The sequence below is a fragment of the Paramicrobacterium salitolerans genome (assembly GCF_051513965.1).
Lineage (GTDB): Bacteria > Actinomycetota > Actinomycetes > Actinomycetales > Microbacteriaceae > Paramicrobacterium.
Genome location: NZ_CP195847.1, coordinates 847,826 through 864,559, shown reverse-complemented (window position 1 = coordinate 864,559; position 16,734 = coordinate 847,826). Strand labels below are relative to the sequence as shown.

13 protein-coding genes and 1 pseudogene are annotated in these 16,734 nt (G+C 65.4%); 4 read left to right on the top strand and 10 right to left on the bottom strand.

What is annotated here, in order from left to right:
• Positions 1 to 2 precede the first annotated feature (2 nt).
• Together ACSAGD_RS04050 and ACSAGD_RS04045 are read right to left on the bottom strand one after the other, a co-directional pair.
• The gene (locus ACSAGD_RS04050; protein ID WP_437584449.1) at positions 3 to 1,151 is read right to left on the bottom strand and encodes an FAD-dependent monooxygenase; all 1,149 of its coding nucleotides are present in this window, start codon (positions 1,149 to 1,151) and stop codon (positions 3 to 5) included.
• Between the two features lie 10 nt (positions 1,152 to 1,161).
• A complete protein-coding gene (locus tag ACSAGD_RS04045; RefSeq protein ID WP_437584448.1) occupies positions 1,162 to 2,952 on the bottom strand; it encodes a thioredoxin domain-containing protein in 1,791 nt (596 codons plus the stop codon).
• 161 nt (positions 2,953 to 3,113) lie between these two features.
• On the opposite strand from ACSAGD_RS04045, the gene ACSAGD_RS04040 reads away from it, so the two are divergent.
• Positions 3,114 to 4,553 carry a hypothetical protein gene (locus ACSAGD_RS04040; protein WP_437584447.1) on the top strand — a complete coding sequence of 480 codons (1,440 nt, stop codon included), beginning with the start codon at positions 3,114 to 3,116 and terminating at the stop codon, positions 4,551 to 4,553.
• Between the two features lie 69 nt (positions 4,554 to 4,622).
• Here ACSAGD_RS04040 and ACSAGD_RS04035 read toward each other — a convergent pair whose 3' ends face one another.
• From ACSAGD_RS04035 to manA, 7 genes and pseudogenes are all read right to left on the bottom strand, one after another.
• Positions 4,623 to 5,414: a DUF1684 domain-containing protein gene (locus tag ACSAGD_RS04035; RefSeq protein ID WP_437584446.1), complete on the bottom strand. Its 792-nt coding sequence runs from the start codon at positions 5,412 to 5,414 to the stop codon at positions 4,623 to 4,625.
• A 96-nt stretch (positions 5,415 to 5,510) separates the two neighbouring features.
• Positions 5,511 to 6,347, bottom strand: a complete 837-nt coding sequence (locus tag ACSAGD_RS04030; RefSeq protein ID WP_437584445.1) for an aldo/keto reductase — start codon at positions 6,345 to 6,347, stop codon at positions 5,511 to 5,513.
• Positions 6,348 to 6,457: 110 nt separating this feature from the next.
• Positions 6,458 to 6,970 (bottom strand): annotated as a pseudogene (locus ACSAGD_RS04025) (ribonuclease H family protein); the annotation flags it as partial.
• On the bottom strand, positions 6,967 to 8,307 hold the full coding sequence (locus ACSAGD_RS04020) for an O-acetylhomoserine aminocarboxypropyltransferase/cysteine synthase family protein (protein ID WP_437584444.1): 1,341 nt from the start codon (positions 8,305 to 8,307) through the stop codon (positions 6,967 to 6,969). The pseudogene ACSAGD_RS04025 and the gene ACSAGD_RS04020, both read right to left, overlap by 4 nt.
• A complete protein-coding gene (locus ACSAGD_RS04015; protein WP_437584443.1) occupies positions 8,304 to 9,476 on the bottom strand; it encodes a MalY/PatB family protein in 1,173 nt (390 codons plus the stop codon). The genes ACSAGD_RS04020 and ACSAGD_RS04015 overlap by 4 nt, the downstream gene beginning before the upstream one ends.
• 186 nt (positions 9,477 to 9,662) lie before the next feature.
• A complete protein-coding gene (locus ACSAGD_RS04010) occupies positions 9,663 to 9,911 on the bottom strand; it encodes an endonuclease domain-containing protein (protein ID WP_437584442.1) in 249 nt (82 codons plus the stop codon).
• An 800-nt stretch (positions 9,912 to 10,711) separates the two neighbouring features.
• On the bottom strand, positions 10,712 to 11,905 hold the full coding sequence (gene manA, locus ACSAGD_RS04005; protein ID WP_437584441.1) for a mannose-6-phosphate isomerase, class I: 1,194 nt from the start codon (positions 11,903 to 11,905) through the stop codon (positions 10,712 to 10,714).
• A 166-nt stretch (positions 11,906 to 12,071) separates the two neighbouring features.
• On the opposite strand from manA, the gene ACSAGD_RS04000 reads away from it, so the two are divergent.
• Genes ACSAGD_RS04000 through ACSAGD_RS03990 form a run of 3 tightly spaced genes read left to right on the top strand, consistent with a single transcriptional unit; the run spans position 12,072 to position 15,952 of the window.
• Positions 12,072 to 13,250 (top strand): acyl-CoA dehydrogenase family protein, encoded by a 1,179-nt coding sequence (locus ACSAGD_RS04000; RefSeq protein ID WP_437584440.1) that lies wholly within the window; start codon positions 12,072 to 12,074, stop codon positions 13,248 to 13,250.
• Between the two features lie 36 nt (positions 13,251 to 13,286).
• The gene (locus ACSAGD_RS03995) at positions 13,287 to 14,624 is read left to right on the top strand and encodes an O-antigen ligase family protein (RefSeq protein WP_437584439.1); all 1,338 of its coding nucleotides are present in this window, start codon (positions 13,287 to 13,289) and stop codon (positions 14,622 to 14,624) included.
• Positions 14,621 to 15,952: an O-antigen ligase family protein gene (locus ACSAGD_RS03990; protein ID WP_437584438.1), complete on the top strand. Its 1,332-nt coding sequence runs from the start codon at positions 14,621 to 14,623 to the stop codon at positions 15,950 to 15,952. The genes ACSAGD_RS03995 and ACSAGD_RS03990 overlap by 4 nt, the downstream gene beginning before the upstream one ends.
• Positions 15,953 to 15,985: 33 nt before the next feature.
• Here ACSAGD_RS03990 and ACSAGD_RS03985 read toward each other — a convergent pair whose 3' ends face one another.
• On the bottom strand, positions 15,986 to 16,732 hold the full coding sequence (locus ACSAGD_RS03985) for an ABC transporter ATP-binding protein (RefSeq protein ID WP_437584437.1): 747 nt from the start codon (positions 16,730 to 16,732) through the stop codon (positions 15,986 to 15,988).
• Positions 16,733 to 16,734 lie beyond the last annotated feature (2 nt).

Below are 16,734 nucleotides of genomic sequence, written 5' to 3'. Positions count from 1 at the left end.
GGTCAGATGGCGGGCGGTTGCCACGCCTGCACTGCCCTGGCCTTACGGGCGACCGCCCACGCGGGCGTCACGCGAAACACAGCGTCTCGCGCACGAGCGAGCCCGGGCCCGCCGCGCTGGGCGGCTTCCCCGAGCAGACGGGACTGCCGGGCGATGCGCTGTGAGCGCGGTCGACGCAGGGCATCGTATCGATCGAGTGCGACGCCGAGGGATGCCGCGGCCGGAGCATCCGCGATGTGATGCAGCACGGCCGCGAGTGTCGCGGCATCCTCCATCGACTGGCCGCCGCCCTGGCCGAGATTCGGCGTCATGGCGTGCGCGGCATCGCCCAGCAGTACCGTCGAGCCGCGGCGGAAGCTCGGCAGCGGCGCCGCCAGCTCCTCGATCGGCAGCCGGGTGACGGCGTCGTCATCGGTCGCTTCGATCAGTGCCCGCACGGGGGCGTGCCAGTCGCCGAACCGGCGCAGCACCTCGGCTCGTTCGTCGGCGAAGGTGATGTCGCGCGGCATGGTGGCGACGGCGAACCAGTACACGCGTCCGTCCGCGAGGGGTGCGATTCCGAAGCGCTCACCGACGCCCCAGGTCTCTCCGGCCTCCTCAAGATCGAACGGCTCAGAGGTGATGCCGCGCCAGGCCGCGTACCCGGCGTATCTGATACCTGGGTCCTCGGGCCAGGTCGATCGGATGCCGCTGCGCAGACCGTCCGCCGCGACGACCAGGTCGAACCGGTCGTTGTATGCCCCAGCGGCCTGCTCGACACGCACGACCCCGTCGCTCACCGCGGCGACCGGCGCACCGGTGCGAATGTCGACGTCGGCGGCTTCGCTCACGAGCATCCGATGGAGCGCGGCTCGATCGACGATTCTGGCTCCGTCTGCCGTTCCGTCCGGCAGCGTGACAAGCCACGTCCCGTCGGATCGTCGCTGCCCGGTGCGCAGACCCTCCGGCCCTGTCGTCGCGATCTGCCGGAATTGCTCCCCCAGCCCGAGGTAGTCGAGCGCTCGAATCCCGTTACCGAAGATCGACAGGCCGGACCCTCCCGAACGCACCTCGCCCGCTCGCTCGAAGACTGAGACCCGAGCACCCGCGCGCTGCAGCCCGATCGCGGCGCAGAGGCCGCCGATTCCCGCGCCGACCACGGCGATTCTCATACGTGTCTCCTCATCGGTCCAACGTCTCCGGCAGACGGCACACGAAGTTCTCGCACACGTACAGTGTGGGGCGGCCCTCGACCGAGGTGCGCGACTCAAGAAGCGTGAGACCGGATGCCGCGAGCGACCGCGCCCGCTCCTCGCTGACTCGCATCAGAACGTCCGCCGGGTCGCGTCGCACGCGCTCGGGAATCTGGCTCGGCCCTCCCGCGTCGATCACGATGGCCTGCCGCATCGGCTGCTGCAGCCGCGTCAGCTCCTCGAGCACGGCGCCGAAGCCGACCGGGTTCTTCAGGGCATCCTCCGCGAAGGGTGCGAGGGCGTTCTCCGCGCGTTCTCTGTCCCCGGCATCCCCCGTGAGCGCCCACAGCATACGACTCGCCCGAGCGCACGCGCTGATGCCCGACGGGTACGCGCCCTCGCTCGGATCATCGCGCAGCACGAGGCCCGCCTGCTCGAGCACGGCGTCGCTCTCCGGTTCGGCGAAGCCGCCGGGAACGGTCACGCGCGCAAGCAGATCACGCGCTCGTTCCAGATACGAGATCTCACCCGTCGCGCATGTCAGCTCGATCAGTCCGCACGCCAGCATGCCGTAGTCTTCGAGCGTCGCGACGGCGTCTGAGTTCTGTTCCGCCGTCGATGCGCGGCGGAGCCGCCCGTCGATATCGTGACGGCGCAGAATCTCGTCGGCGGCGGTGCGCGCAGCGTCGACGCAGTCCGGTCGCGCGAGCACAACGCCCGCCCGAGCGAGCGCCTCGATCGCAAGTCCGTTCCACCCGGTCAGAACCTTGCCATCGAGCGACGGAGGCTCCAGGCCGTCGCGCTCGGCCGCGAGGAAGTACCCGCCCTCGGTCCGCACACCGTCGACGACGCTCTCGGAGTCCTGGCCACTCGCGAACCCCCACCCGAGAAACAGCGTGTCGAGCAGAAAGCGCGCGATTCCCTCGGCGACGTCGCGCGCGCTGTCAAGGCCGGTCTGCCAGGCGCGCGTGTACACCCCGAGCAGCAGCGCGTTGTCGTACAGCATCCGCTCGTAATGCGGTTCTGACCAGTCGCGCTGTGTCGCGTAGCGGAAGAACCCACCGTCTCGATCGCGCAGCGGCGAGCCCGCCATCGATTCGAGCGTGCGGTGCAGCAGGGCGGTCTCGCCTGAGGCAAGCAAGAACCCGAGCGCGGGGGCGACGGGAAACTTCGGTGCTGTTCCGAACCCGCCGAACAGCGCGTCTTCGCGACTCGCGATCAGGCGAACGGATGCCGCGAGCTCGTCGCTCGTCGGCAGCGAAGCACCCTCTCTCCGTCGCTCCCCCGCCGCACGCACCGCGTCTGCCACCGCCTTCGCCGAGCCGACGGCCTGCTCCCGACGCTCCGTCCACGCCTCGACGACGGCTTCGACCACCTGACGGAACGACGCGCGCCCCTGCATGGGCTCCGGCGGAAAGTAGGTTCCGGCGAAGAACGTCTCGCCCTCCGGCGTCGTGAAAACGCTGAGCGGCCACCCCAGCCCCTGAGCGAAGGCAGACGCCTGAGCCAGATAGCTGGCGTCCACACTGGGATGCTCCTCCCGATCGACCTTGATGCACACGAAGTGCTCGTTGAGGTACGCCGCCGTCGTCTCGTCGCTGAACGATTCGCGGGCCATCACGTGGCACCAGTGGCAGGTGGCGTAGCCGATCGAGATGAAAACGGGAACGTCGCGTTCCCGTGCCTCGGCGAACGCCTCCTCGCCCCAGGGGTGCCAGTCGACCGGATTGCCGGCGTGCGACCGCAGATAGGGGCTCATCGATTCTGCGAGGCGATTCATACCCTCAGCCTACGTGCGGGCACCGACCTCGCGACAGGACCTGTGGAATATGCAGAGTTCGTGTTGGGCCAGAGCGCACGTGCGCGGCAGGTCGTCAGTGGACCACGAGAAGCAGCGCATAATCCGGTTCTCAGAATCTCCGCGCTGCTACCGTTGTCGCCATGGCCACGAGGGATGACGAGACGCCAGGGACGAACACGACGCACTACTGGCGCGAATACCCGGTCGGGTTCGGCGGAGAGCTGGCGCGTGTGTTCGTGCGCACTCTCATCCCGTTCGGGGTCGCACTTCTGCTCACCTTCGCGCTCATCCTGGTGATCGGCATCGTCAACGAAGAGAATCTCATCTCGGAGGCGCTCTACGGCGTCCTGAGCGCAGAGGCCCGCGACGCGATCTCAACGGGGCTCGACTACCTGTTCCGCATGTCGATGCTGCCGCTGCTGATCGTCGGCTATCTCGTCGGCCTCGGCAGCTGCGTCGCCCTCTGCGCTCGTGATGTCACGGCATCCACGGCTCTCGCAACCGCGGCGAAATCGGGAGCCTCACAATCGGCAGTGCCGCACCCTCGTCAGGTGGAGAGCGTGATCAAAGAGCGCTTCTGGCCGATCTGGATCTTTCTGGTGATCTCCACAAGCTGCCTCCTGTTCGTGGCCATCCTGCTCGTCATCTTCTCTCTCGCCGAAGGGTTTCCCGAGGGGCTCCTCGTCGCGCTCGGCCTCGTCGTGGCCGCCGCGATCTTCGGGCTCTGCTTCTACGTCGTCCACCGTGAGCTTCCCGCCAAGCATGCGGCGCGGCGTGCCATCATCGCCGCGCATTGGACGTTCGATCACGAAAGCTCGGCCTGGACCGCCGCCCGCGCCTCGGAGAAGGAGAGTGTCGGCTCGACGGCACGCGATCCGCGACTCAAACGCGGTCGCCGCATCCTCAAACGAAGCTCAGCGTTCGGCGGAGTCGCGGTCGTTCTTCTCTATGCCGTGATGATGATCACCCATCCCTATGCGAGAGGTGGCGGCGACCCCGACGCGGGGCCGCGCGTCACCTACCCGGATGCCATCGAGACGATGCTCGCCGCGGCGATGTGGATCATGCTCGGCCTCGTTGCGCTCGCTGTCGCCGGTGCTATCGTCGGGCAGTTCGTCGAGGGACTCGGGCGTCAGGCGGAGATGGCGTCCTTGCGCGACGCTCTCGCAGACCCGAACTCGCCGCGCCCGGGCACGCAGCTGCTCGCAGACTACGCGAACCGCCGCTCGGTCGGTCTCGCGCAGACGCTCGCCATGCTTTCGGGCATCGGGATCGTACTCGGTCCGTCAGCGCTGCTGCTCGGTCTCTTCCGCAGCGACAATTTCCGAGGCGGCTTGGAGCTCTTCACATCGTTCCGACCCGCCGCGATCATCACCACGGTCGTCGCGATTCTCCTCTTCGTCGCCGCGCTTCTGTGGAACGCTGCCCGGAGCCGAGGTGACGCAGAGCTGCGCAATGAGTTGATCCGACGCTGGCCGACTCTGCCGACCGACACGACGGACTCCGATGACAAGGTCGTTCCCGCCCGCGTCGGACCTGCCCTTCAAGAACCACGATCTGTGCGCGACGACCGGCTCTGAACGCACCGAGCTACCGCCGACGTAACACGACGCGGGAATCTCAGAGGGGATGCCGCGGGCAGACGGCGATCAGTCGCGGACGACGGCCTTCTCTCCGGCGCGCACAGCGGTTGACAGAACGTTGCTCGGCGCGGGCAGCGGGCACACGTAGTGGTCCGCGAACGCGCACGGCGGCAGATAGGCCCGGTTGAAGTCGAGAGTGACGGCGCCGGACTCATCGGCGGCCGCGATCGTGAGGAACCGGAATCGGTAGGTCTCCTCGCCGTTGGTGGCGTCGCCGAATACGAGTGCGAGCCCGCGCGGATCAGGTGCGACGACCAGCGTGGCGTGCTCCCCTCCCGGCAGGTCGACGTCGATGTGTCCTGCATACTCCGAGTCGGAGACGTGGCCGTCGATCGTCTCGACGGAGCGCATGGTGCCCTCGTCGACGGGAGTGAACCGACCCTGGAGAACCCACGATTCGTCGGGCTCGAAAGCTGCGATGTCACGGATGCTCGTCCGTGTCGGAGCATCCGGGTCGATCAGACGCAGAGCAAGCGCACCGTCGCGTGAGAAGTAGCGCAGGCGCTTGTCACCCCACTCGATGTCCTGCCCCGGCTGCAGCTCGATCGCCGCACCCTGAACGGTGTCAACCGGGCGACCATCCTGAAGGATCGTCTTTCCGTGGAGGCTCGGCGCGACACCGACGATGTTCTCGCCTGCGGCCTTCCACGTTCCCGGAACACCCTCGTATTCTGCGGATTCGTCTGTCAGCCAGTGGGTGGCCACCAATGATGCGAGACCGAGTGGCGAGCTCGTGGCGCGAACGCGAGATTCGTGCCAGTCCGCCCACGCGGCGGCGAAATCGGTGGGGTCGGTCATCAGTTCTCCTCGAGCGTTTGACGCAGTGCAGTCCGTGGCAGCGCGATGGCACCGCACATCGCCCAGCCTATGACAGCTGGGCGATGTGTGCGTGCATCAGTTGAATTCGTTCGGGTGTGTTCCGACGCGTCCGTCGCGCTCGAGAGCGTCGATGCCCGCCATCTCGCTCTCCGTGAGCGTGAAGTCGAGAACATCGAAGTTCTCTGCCATGCGCTCGGCACGGTTGGACTTCGGGAAGACGATGTTTCCGTGCTGCAGGTGCCAGCGGATGACGACCTGCGCCGGGGACTTGCCGTGCGCCTCAGCGGCGGACACAACGGACTGCTCCTCGAAGAGCGGGTACTTGCCCTGGCCGAGCGGCCCCCACGCCTCGATCTGCGTGCCGACCGAGCGTGCGAACGACGTGAGCTCGCGCGACTGAAGCGCCGGGTGAAGCTCGATCTGATCCACAGCGGGAACGGTGTCACTCTCGGCCATGATCCGCTCGAGGTGCGACTTCAGGAAGTTCGAGACGCCGATGGAGCGCGCCTTGCCGTCTGCCTTGATCTGCTCGAGAGCGCGCCACGTCTCGGCGTACAGGTCGCGTTCCGGCGTCGGCCAGTGGATGAGGTACAGGTCGACGTTGTCCAGGCCGAGCTTCTCGAGGCTCGAGTCGATCGCGTCGAACGCGGACTGCGTGCCCTGCGCGTCGTTCCACAGCTTCGTGGTGACGAACAGCTCGTCCCGAGGGATCCCACTCTTCGCGATGGCGCGACCGACGCCCTCTTCATTGCCGTAGATCGCGGCGGTGTCGATGTGGCGGTAACCCGCTTCGAGAGCGTCCGAAACGATGCGCTCGGTCTGCTCAGGGTCGACGAGGAAGACGCCGAAGCCGAGCTGCGGAATGTGATGACCGTCGTTCAGCTCGATGGTGGGGACGTAAGAGTTAGCCATGGTCTCAGCTAACCACTCCGCGAGCCCTCCGGCCAGTGCGTTCCGCGATCCGCGAACGTTAGGTACGCCCTCTACCGCAGGTCGAAGCCGTCCAGCCCCGAGAACAGATCGGGCTCTGCGCTCGGCGTTCCCACAGGAGCGGATGCCGTGGCACCCTGCCCCGCGAAGCCCGGTCCGGTCGGAATCTCGCTTCCGCTCTGATACGCCGTGGCGACGGCCCGCGCTCGCGCGTCGGCCGCCTCGTTGAGCTCGTGACCCGCGTGGCCGCGAACCCACTCGAACGTGTACGAACGGCCCGCGATCGCCTCGTCGAGCTGCTTCAGCAGATCGACGTTCTGCACGGGCTTGCCGTCGGCCTTGCGCCACCCCTTGCGCTTCCAGCCCGGCATCCACTTCGAGATGCAGTTGATCGCGTACTGGCTGTCGCACAGAATCCGCAGGGGCTCCTCGGGCACGTGCGCAGTCGCGCGGAACAGCGCGAGCACCGCCATGAGCTCGCCCATGTTGTTGGTGCCGTGGGGCCACCCGCCGGCTTCCCACGAGGAGTCGTCGATGTACCAGGCCCAGCCCGCGGGGCCGGGGTTGCCGAGAGCCGAGCCGTCAGCGGCAGCCGTGATCGTCATACCTCCATCTTTTCACGAGGCGGGTCGGCGGGCGTCAGCTCAGCGCGCGTCGCGTCTGCGGCATCCTGCGGCTCAAGCGCCTGCAGCAGGTCGTCGATGATGTCATCGGCCTTCTCAAGTCCGATCGAGAGGCGGACGAGCCCCGGCGTGATGCCGAGCGAGAGGCGTTCGTCCTCGCTGAGCTTGCCGTGGATCGTGCTGCCCGTGTGAATGGCGAGGGTGCGGACGTCGCCGATGTGCGTCATCTGGCTCACGATCTGCAGGCGGTCGAGGAAGCTGCGCGCTTTGTCGCGCGTGCCGAGGTCGATCGACACGATGGAACCCGCACCGTCCGGCAGGTACCGGCGCGCCCGGGGGTTGTAGGGGTCAGCAGCGAGGCCCGGATAGTGGATGCGCGTGATGGCAGGATGCCGCTCGAGAGCTTCCGCGACTCGCTGCGCGTTCTCCACGTGCCGCTCCATGCGGACGGAGAGCGTCTCGATGCCGTGCAGCAGCAGGAACGTACTCGTCGGCGGCGCCGTTGGTCCGTACTCGAGCACGACGACCGACCGCAGGTACGCCCCGAACGCCGCATCGCCGAAGCGCTCCACGAACGAGGGGCCGTCGTGCGGCCCTGGTGCGTGCAGCTGCGGGAACCTCTCGCGACTCCAGGTGAAGTTGCCGCCGTCGATCACCGCTCCCCCGATGACGGAGCCGTGGCCGGCGAGCCACTTCGACGTCGAGTGGATGACGATGTGCGCTCCCCATTCGAAGGGGCGCATCAGATACGGCGTGGCGACCGTGTTGTCGACGACGAGCGGGATGCCCACGCGGTCGGCGACCTCCGCGAGCTTCTCTACGTCGACGACGGTGCCGAGCGGATTCGGAATCGACTCGGTGTAGATTGCCTTCGTCTCGGGGCGCACGGCCGCGAGCCACTGTTCGATCGGCGCGCTGTCGTCGAGCGCTTCGAACGTCAGCCCCTGACGTCTGAGCGCCCCGCGGAACATCTCGCGCGTGCCCTCGTAGAGACCGGTCGTTGTCAGAATGTGGTCGCCCGCCGAGGCGAGGGCGAAGAGCGTCGCAGCGATGGCGGCCTGGCCGCTTCCCACGAGGATGCCGTCGACGCCGCCTTCCAGATCGGCGAGGCGCCTGCTTGCGACGACGTTCGTCGGGTTGTCATTGCGAGAGTATGCCCGCTTTCGGCTGCGCCCCGCGAAGCGCTCTACTCCCTCATCGAAGTCCTCGAACACGTAGCCCGCGCTCTGGTAGATCGGGGTGATGCGTGCCCCTGCCTCGGCATCCACGAACGCGCCGGCATGAATCTGACGGGTCTCGAAGCCCAGCTGGTTGCTCACTGGAGTACCCCCTCACGCTGCCCCACGGCAGCACCCATTGAGGCGACTGCCTCCTCGAGAATGTGCCGCGGAGTCGCGAACACGACGCGCACATGTTGGTCGAAGCCGGTGCCGCACAGTGCACCGTCGGTCAGGGTGACGCCCGCCCGCTCGCGGAAGAACTGCGCGGGCGAGCCGAGGTCCAGTTCGCTGACGTCGAGCCAGCCGATGTACGTGGCTTCGGGCATCCTGTATTTCGCTCCCGGAAGATGCTGCGTCACGAGTTGGCTGAGCCTGCGGCGGTTGCGGTCAAGGTACGAGATCGTGCTGTCCAGCCACTGCCGGTCGGCCCGATAGGCCGCGGTCGAGGCGATCACGCCAAGAGTGGATGCCCCGTGCAGCACGGAGAACCCGAAGCGCTGATACGTCGCTTCGTCCGCGTCGTTCGACGTGATGAGCTGAGCGGCTTTGAGCCCCGGGATGTTCCATGCCTTCGACGCGCTCGTCGCCGTGATGGTGTGCGCGGCCGCCGCCTCCGACACCGACGCGTACGGCACGTGTTCACTCTCGAAGGTCAGCGGAGCGTGAATCTCGTCAGAGAAGACCCTGCCGCCGTGCCGCTCGACGATCTCGGCGAGCGCGAGCAGCTCGTCACGCGTCGCTACACTTCCGGTGGGGTTGTGGGGGTTGCACAGCACCAGCGTGTGCGCACGGGAGAACGCGGCGTCGATCGCGTCAAGGTCGTGCCGCCAGCGGCCGTTCTCGACGATGCCCGGAACCTGAATCACCTCGCGACCGATCGTCGGCAGGAAGCTCAGGAACGGCATGTACGCCGGCGTCGGCACGATGACCGCGCTGCTCTCTGGCGTGTACCGCTCGACAGCGACGGCGAGCGCTGACATCACGTCGGAGACCGGGTGCACGCGCTCGGCATCCACTGACCACCCGTACTCGCGCAACATCCAGTCCGCAGTCGCCTGTCCCATATCCGCTGCCGTCGACGGCGACAGATACCCCAGGATGCCGTCGGTCACCGCCCCTGTGAGCGCCTCAGTGACTTCGGGTGCTGTCCCGAAATCCATCTCGGCGACCCAGGCTCCGATGGTTCCCGGGTGAAGACTCCACTTGCGGCTCCACGGCCGCTCGAGGTCTTCGCGTTGGATCAGGTCGAACGGACAGTCACTCACCATGCTTTCCTCCGATCAGGTGCGTCAAGAAAGCGTGCCACTCGCAGCCCCTGCGTGTCTGCCCGGCGAGTAACAAGCGGAAACACGACCCGCACTTCCAAAGGAAAATCGCACTTCCACAGGACTGAAGCTGAATATTCATCCTTTTGAAATGCTTAAGTCCTGTGGAGTTGCGGGCTCCGATGCCAGCTATGCACGATGCTTTCTCTGTGCGACCGCCTGCAAGATCGTGTGTTCCACGTAATCCCAACGCGACATCACGTCCCGGTAGGTGAAGCGAAGCACTGTGAACCCCCTGAGTTGCAGTTGCGCATCAGCTTCAGCATCCCGCTGCTTCTGCTCCTTCGTTAGATGCGTCGACCCGTCGGTCTGGATGACGAGACGCTCTCCGATGAGTCCATCCACGGGGCGACCGAGAAGCCTCACCTGCTGCTTCATCGTCACTCCTCGAAGAGCGAGCCTCAGCCGCACAATGCTTTCTAAGCCTGAATCAGAGAGCTCGCTTGCTTCCTCAGCGACTCGGTGAAAAGACCGGGCGCTCACAGGGAGCGAGCGAAGAGCCTCGCTGCTGATCAGGCTGTTGCGAATGGCTGACTCTGCGATCGCAACAGCGTGTTCAAATGGTTGACACTGTGCGACCACTGCCAGCACGTTCTCTATGGGGTCGATGACGGCATGGCGAGGGCGCGATAGCGGCCCCTCGTTGTAATGCACGTGGTAGCGGCGACGGTCGGGCTTTTCACCAGACCGTCGGGGAAGAGCGATGTGCGTTCGATGGCTGCCGAGAGTCCACAACTCGAGATGGGCAGCCGCGCTCACACACGTCAGATGCCCGCCGACGGCTGCAACTGCGCGCAGTGAATCGTCACAGTTGCGGGTATGCAGCCAGGTTCGTCGCAACCGCTTGACAGTGCCGTCTGCGATCGCCGATTCGACAGCGCTTCGCCCGTAGCCCGCGTCCCGCACCCGCGAGCTGCGCACAAGTGAACCCTCTTGATCAATCCATCGCGCCAAATCCATGCAAACAGCGTGCCGATTCGGCTTCGCTTGGTTCTACTCTCCGAACTCCCATGTGGAAAACAACACGTGCGTCCCGTTCTGTGGAGGAGTATCGCCGAGGCCCACGGAACCAAACGCAACTCCATAGGAAGAAGACAACTCACGAGGAGCATTGAGCAAGAAGAGTCCTCGTGAGCTGCCTTTTTCCTTTGGAAATGCGGGAGTCAGCCGTGGCGGGGCTACAGCAGCGTCGTCGCGACGAAGACCTCGCCCGTGCCGGAGACGCTGAGCGCGGTCTCATCGGGAGTCACGTATACGGCCTGCCCCGCACGCAGCGTCGCGGCGCCCTGTGCGCCCGTGAGGTCGACCTCGCCGCGCGTCACCACGGCGATCGCCACCTCGGGCAGGTCAATGGATGCGTCAGACTCGTCGACCTCCACGCGGAACAGCTCGAAGTCCGGAATATCAGGCGCGAAGAGCTCCACACCGTCGGAGATGGGCTTCGGTGTGAGATACGGCACGGGCACCGGCTCGAAGGCCAGCACGTGCAGCAGCTCGGGAACGTCGACGTGCTTCGGCGTGAGGCCGCCGCGCATGACGTTGTCGCTTGAGGCCATCAGCTCGACGCCGAAGCCCTTCAGGTACGCGTGGATGTTGCCCGCAGGGAGGTAGAGGGCCTCTCCCCGCTTGAGCGTCACTCTGTTGATGAACAGCGACACGACGATGCCAGGGTCGCCCGGGTAGTGCTCCGCGAGCAGGCGGACAGTGTCGACGGCCGGGGTTACAGGAGCGGATGCCGCCAGGTCGGTGACCGCCGCGACCAGCCCGGAGACGTCAGAGCCGAGAAGGTATTCGACGACGGAGCGGAGCACCTCGGCATCCTCACCTTGGAGCCTCTCGCGCAGCCCACGCACGTGCTCGCCCGCCAAAGACTGCCCCTTCTCGTCGGCGACGGCGATCAGCGCGTCGATGTCGGCGATGGCTTCAGCGACGGGGCGGAAGCCGCACAGCGCATCATAGGTCTCGCTCAGCGCGACGACGAGCTCGGGCTTGTGGAACTGATCCTTGTAATTGCGGTTGGGCGCATCGAGCGGCACGCCCGCAGCGTTCTCGCGTTCGAAACCCGCGGCGGCCTGCTCGTTCGTCGGGTGCGCCTGCAGTGAGAGGGGTGCATCAGCGGCAAGCAGCTTGAGGAGGAAGGGCAGGCGGGACTCGGTCAGACCAGCGGATGCCGGGTCATCGGCGATCCACGCCGCGAGGTCCGGGAACCCGACGCCCGAGCCCGGCGCGATCTTCGACGGCGACCCCGAATGGGCGCCGAGCCACAGCTCCGCCTCAGGCTCCTCCGAGGGCGCGCGGCCCTGAAGCTCCGCAATGGCGGTGTGTGAACCCCACGCATACGGGCGCGGAGTGTTGTCGATCGCAACGAACAAGGGGCACCTCACAGATCTCAGCTTGTCGCGTCCCCACAATCGCCAAACTTCGTGGCTGGAGTCGCTTGCATCAACCTACCAACGGTTTGAGCTGGCGGCGACGTCCGATCGTAGGCTCTGGCACACGGCATGGATGCCGCGCCACTCGAATTCTGGAGACAAAGAAATGACGTTCGAACCTCTCACCAGCGACTTCTACGGGTTCTCCGATGCTCTGACGGACGCGGAGAAGAACGCGCTCCAGGTCATCCGCGATTACATGGAGACCTCAGTGCGCCCGGTCATCAACGAGTACTGGGAGAAGGCGGAGTTTCCGCACGAGCTGGTGAGCAGCTTCTTGGCGACGGACGTCGCTCGTTTCGCGTTCCCCGAGACGCGCCCGTTCGAGAACTCGGCGGTGTTTCGTGGCTTCGCTGCACTTGAGATGTCGCGAGTGGATGCGTCGATGGCGACGTTCATCGGTGTGCAGGAGGGCCTCGCGATGGGGTCCATCAGCGTCACCGGCTCGCAGGAGCAGCGCGATGAGTGGCTGCCGAAGCTTGCCAGCGGCGAGGTTGTCGGCGCCTTCGGCTTGACGGAGCCACTCTCAGGCAGTGACTCGGCCCGAGGCCTGCGCACGACCGCGCGTCGCGAGGGCGACGAGTGGGTCATCAACGGTGCGAAGCGCTGGATCGGCAACGCCACGTTCAGTGACATCACGATCATCTGGGCGAAGGATGAGGCGGACGGCCAGGTCAAGGGCTTCATCGTGCCGACGTCCACGCCCGGCTACACCGCGACCAAGATCGAAGGCAAGATCAGCCTCCGCTCGGTGCAGAACGCCGACATCACTCTCGAGAACGTGCGAGTGCCGGAGAGCCTCCGTTTGCAGAACGCGAACTCGTTCCGCGACACCGCGGCCGTGCTTCGACTGACGCGCGCACAGGTGGCGTGGTCGTCGGTGGGCGTCGCGGTCGGCGCGTACGAGAATGCTGTCGCCTACGCGAAGGAGCGCGAGCAGTTCGGCAAGCCTCTCGCGACGCACCAGCTCATCCAAGACCACCTGTCGCGGTGCCTCGGCAACATCACGGCATCCATCGCGATGTGCGTCCGTGTGTCGCAGATGCTCGACGAGGGCACGCAGCGCGATGAGCACTCGGCACTCGCAAAGGGCTTCTGCACGGCTCGCATGCGCGAGACGGTGGCGTGGGCTCGTGAGGCCATGGGCGGCAACGGCATCGTGCTGGACTACGAGGTCGCCCGGTTCTTCGCCGACGCCGAGGCGCTGTACTCGTACGAGGGCACTCACGAGATGAACTCCCTCATCGTGGGGCGTGCCGTCACCGGCCACAACGCGTTCGTCTAAACCGTGCATGGCACACTCACGCGATAGATTGGAGCAATGACCTCGCCCGCGATCGCCCCGCCAGCGAACCAGTCCACCCGGCACCGGGTCGCGCTCGGGCTGGGCACGCTGGGCCTTGCGGTGGCGTTCGGCGGCGACGGAGTGCGGAACCTCCTCGGCTGGCCGGCGTACGTGGTGATCGTGATCGCGATCGCCGCGGCATCCATCATCGTTCTCGCGGTGAACAGACCGCCGTTCTCCCGGCGGATACTGCCGAAGGCGCTCATCGCGTTTCTGCTGTACGCCCTGATCTCAGTGGCGTGGTCGGCGTATCCGGGTGCGACGCTGATGACGTATGCCGGCGCTCTCCTGTGCACGATCGTCGGCGTCTACACAGCACTGATGTTCACGTGGCAGCAGGTGCTGACGCGTCTTGCGAACGCGCTCAAGTGGGTCATCGGGCTGTCGCTCCTGTTCGAGCTGTGGGTCTCGATCGTCGTGCGAGACATGGTGATGCCACTCTCGGGCGGCGTGTACATCGGAGACGACGCTCCCCTGCTGGCGTACTGGTCGCGCAACCTGCTGTTCTCCGGCGGCAAGATCCAGGGCATTCTCGGCAACTCCAATCTGCTGGCGATCTGCGCGCTCCTCGCGATCGTCGTGATCGGCATCCAGCTCGCGATTCGCTCGGTGAAGCCGATGTGGGGCTGGTTCTGGATGCTCCTTTCCGTCGCGACTTTCATACTCACGCGCTCCGGCACGATGATCATCGCCGCCGTCGCCGTCGCCGTCGTGCTTGCCGCGGCGCTTCTCGCCCGGCGGGCAGCGCCGAAGGCGCGCACGGTGCTGTATGCGGTGGTCGCGGCGCTTGTCGCGGCGTCTGTCACCGTCGGTCTGATCTTCGCCGATCAGATTCTGCATCTGCTCGGCAAGAGCGAAGACCTCACCGGTCGAAGTGAGTTCTGGGCTCGCGTGACGGATCGCGCGTCGGAGCGCCCGTGGTTCGGCTGGGGTTATTCCAGCCCATGGGTGCCCGGGCAGACGCCATTGAAAGAGCCGATGATCCGCCATCATGTGGAGCAGCTTCACGCGCACAACGCGTGGCTCGATGTCTGGCTTCAGCTCGGCATCATCGGCCTCGTGCTGTTCGGTTCGCTCATTCTCGCCCTGCTGTGGCGCTCGTGGTTCTGCGCGATCGACCGCCCACGGTGGGATCTCCGCACTGACCGTCCCTACTCGGCGCTCTCGTTGCTTCCGTTGCTTGTTCTCGTGGTTCTGCTCGTGCAGAGCCTCGCGGAGAGCCGCATCCTGGTCGAATCGGGGTGGGTGCTCGTCGTGTTGCTCTCGCTCAAGACGAAACAGCAGCGCACCATCGTCGAAGACGGAGTGACGTGACAGCAGCCCGCGGTAACGGAGGGGGCTTCCCCAATGAGCTCAGCAAGGTCCTGAGCTCAGCGCCGTTTGCCCAGGCGTTCACGATTTGCGCGATCGCCGCAACGTTCATGATTCCGCTGCTGCGGAATCTCATGGGCTGGCCGGGCGTCGTCGGCGTGCTCTGCACCCTCGTCGTACTTGCCGTGATCGTGCTGATCGGGCGGCGCGAATACATCGAGTGGCGCGGATGGTGGCCGCTCTCCGTGTTCGCGTTCATCATCTGGTGCGCGATGAGCGTCGTGTGGAGCGACTACTCGATCTACAGTCTCGTGGGTGTCGGGTACCAGGTGCTCGTCGCGATTCTGGCCATGACGATCGCGTTGAGCAGAGACATGATCCAGATCGTTCGCGCCACGGGCGGCGTGCTCCGGTGGCTGCTGTCGATTTCGCTCGGCCTGGAGATGCTCAGCGGAATCTTCCTCGATCTGCCGATTCCCTTCCTCAGCATCGAGGGCAATATCGCTGTCGGGGGTCCCATTCAGGGCATCTTCGTAACGCGTAATCTGCTCGGACTCGTGACGGTGATCGCTCTCATCACCTTCGTCATCGAGCGGCGCACACGCTCCGTCGACAAGCCGGTGGCGTTCTTCTCGATCGGGCTCGCCGCGCTGTGTCTTCTGCTCACGCAGTCCCCCGTGAACCAGCTCCTTATTCTCTTCGTGCTGGTCGCGACGCTCGCGCTCATCTGGCTACGCACCTCGCCTCCTGAGCGACGCCGCCTCATCCAGGGGTTCCTGCTCACCGCGTCACTGCTGACCATCATCGGCATCTATGTGCTGCGCTTCCGGCTCATCGACTGGTTGAACGCGGGAAGCGAGTTTGGAGTCCGGTATCGTCTGTGGCGCGCAGCGTGGGACATCGTGAAGACAAACTTCCTCGAGGGATGGGGATGGCTCGGCGCGTGGCGCAGCGAGGTCTTCCCGTACATGTACATCAACATCGTCGTGGACCGGCAGCATGCTTCGGCGCTCAACGCTTACCTCGACGTCTACCTGCAGGTGGGCCTGGTCGGGATCTTCCTGTTCCTGATGCTGTGCATGTACGCGTTCCTCAGGTCGTGGAACCTCGCGTCGAACCGGCGCAGCGTCGTGTACGCCTGGCCTGCACTCGTCCTCGTCGCCCTGCTGATCGGCTCCGCGGCCGAGAGCACCATCCTGTCGGGTGCCGGTTGGCTTCTGCTTGTGATCTGCGCTGCCAAGGCCTCGCAGACCATGAGCTGGCGAAATAAGATCGGGCAACGTCCTTCTGGACCGGCGGCGCCGCTCCAGCATCCTGACAACATTCCTTAGTAGGCGCGCCCAGTCTGACGGTTTAGCGGGAAGCTACTTGTTCTTGGCCTTGTGAACCTCGAGGGCTTCTTCGATCGGTCCGTCGAAGATCTTCTTACCCTTGCGCAGCACGATGCCTCGATCACACAGCTTCTTCACCGTGCCCTCGCTGTGGCTGACAACCACCATGGTCTTGCCCTGGTCGATAAGCTCTTGGATCTTCTGATTGCACTTCTCACGGAACGGCGCGTCTCCGACCGACAGGATCTCGTCGACGAGGAGGACATCCAGTTCTGTGTGAATAGCGACGGAAAACGCCAGACGCATGAACATGCCCGAGGAGTAGTGCTTGACCTCTTGATCGATGAATTCACGGATGCCTGAAAAGTCGACGATCTCGTCGAACCGATCATCCGTCTCTTTCTCGGTCATTCCCAGAATGGCAGCGTTGAGGTAGATATTCTCGCGACCAGACAGATCGGGATGGAAGCCGGCCCCAACCTCGATGAGACCTGCAAGGCGACCACGCACCAGGATACGGCCAGCGTTCGGCTCAAGCACACCAGAGATCAGCTTGAGCATGGTCGATTTGCCGGATCCGTTGTGCCCGAGGATAGCCACCGATTCGCCCTCGTCGATCGTGAACGACACGTCGTCGAGAGCTTGGAACGGCGAGGATCCGACTTTGCGACCACGAATCTTCCCGATGACGGCTTCCTTCATCGAGTGGCTGTGCCGAATGAGGAAGGTCTTACGGACGTTCTCAACGATGATGCTGGGTTTTGTCGTAGTAGTAGTCATGC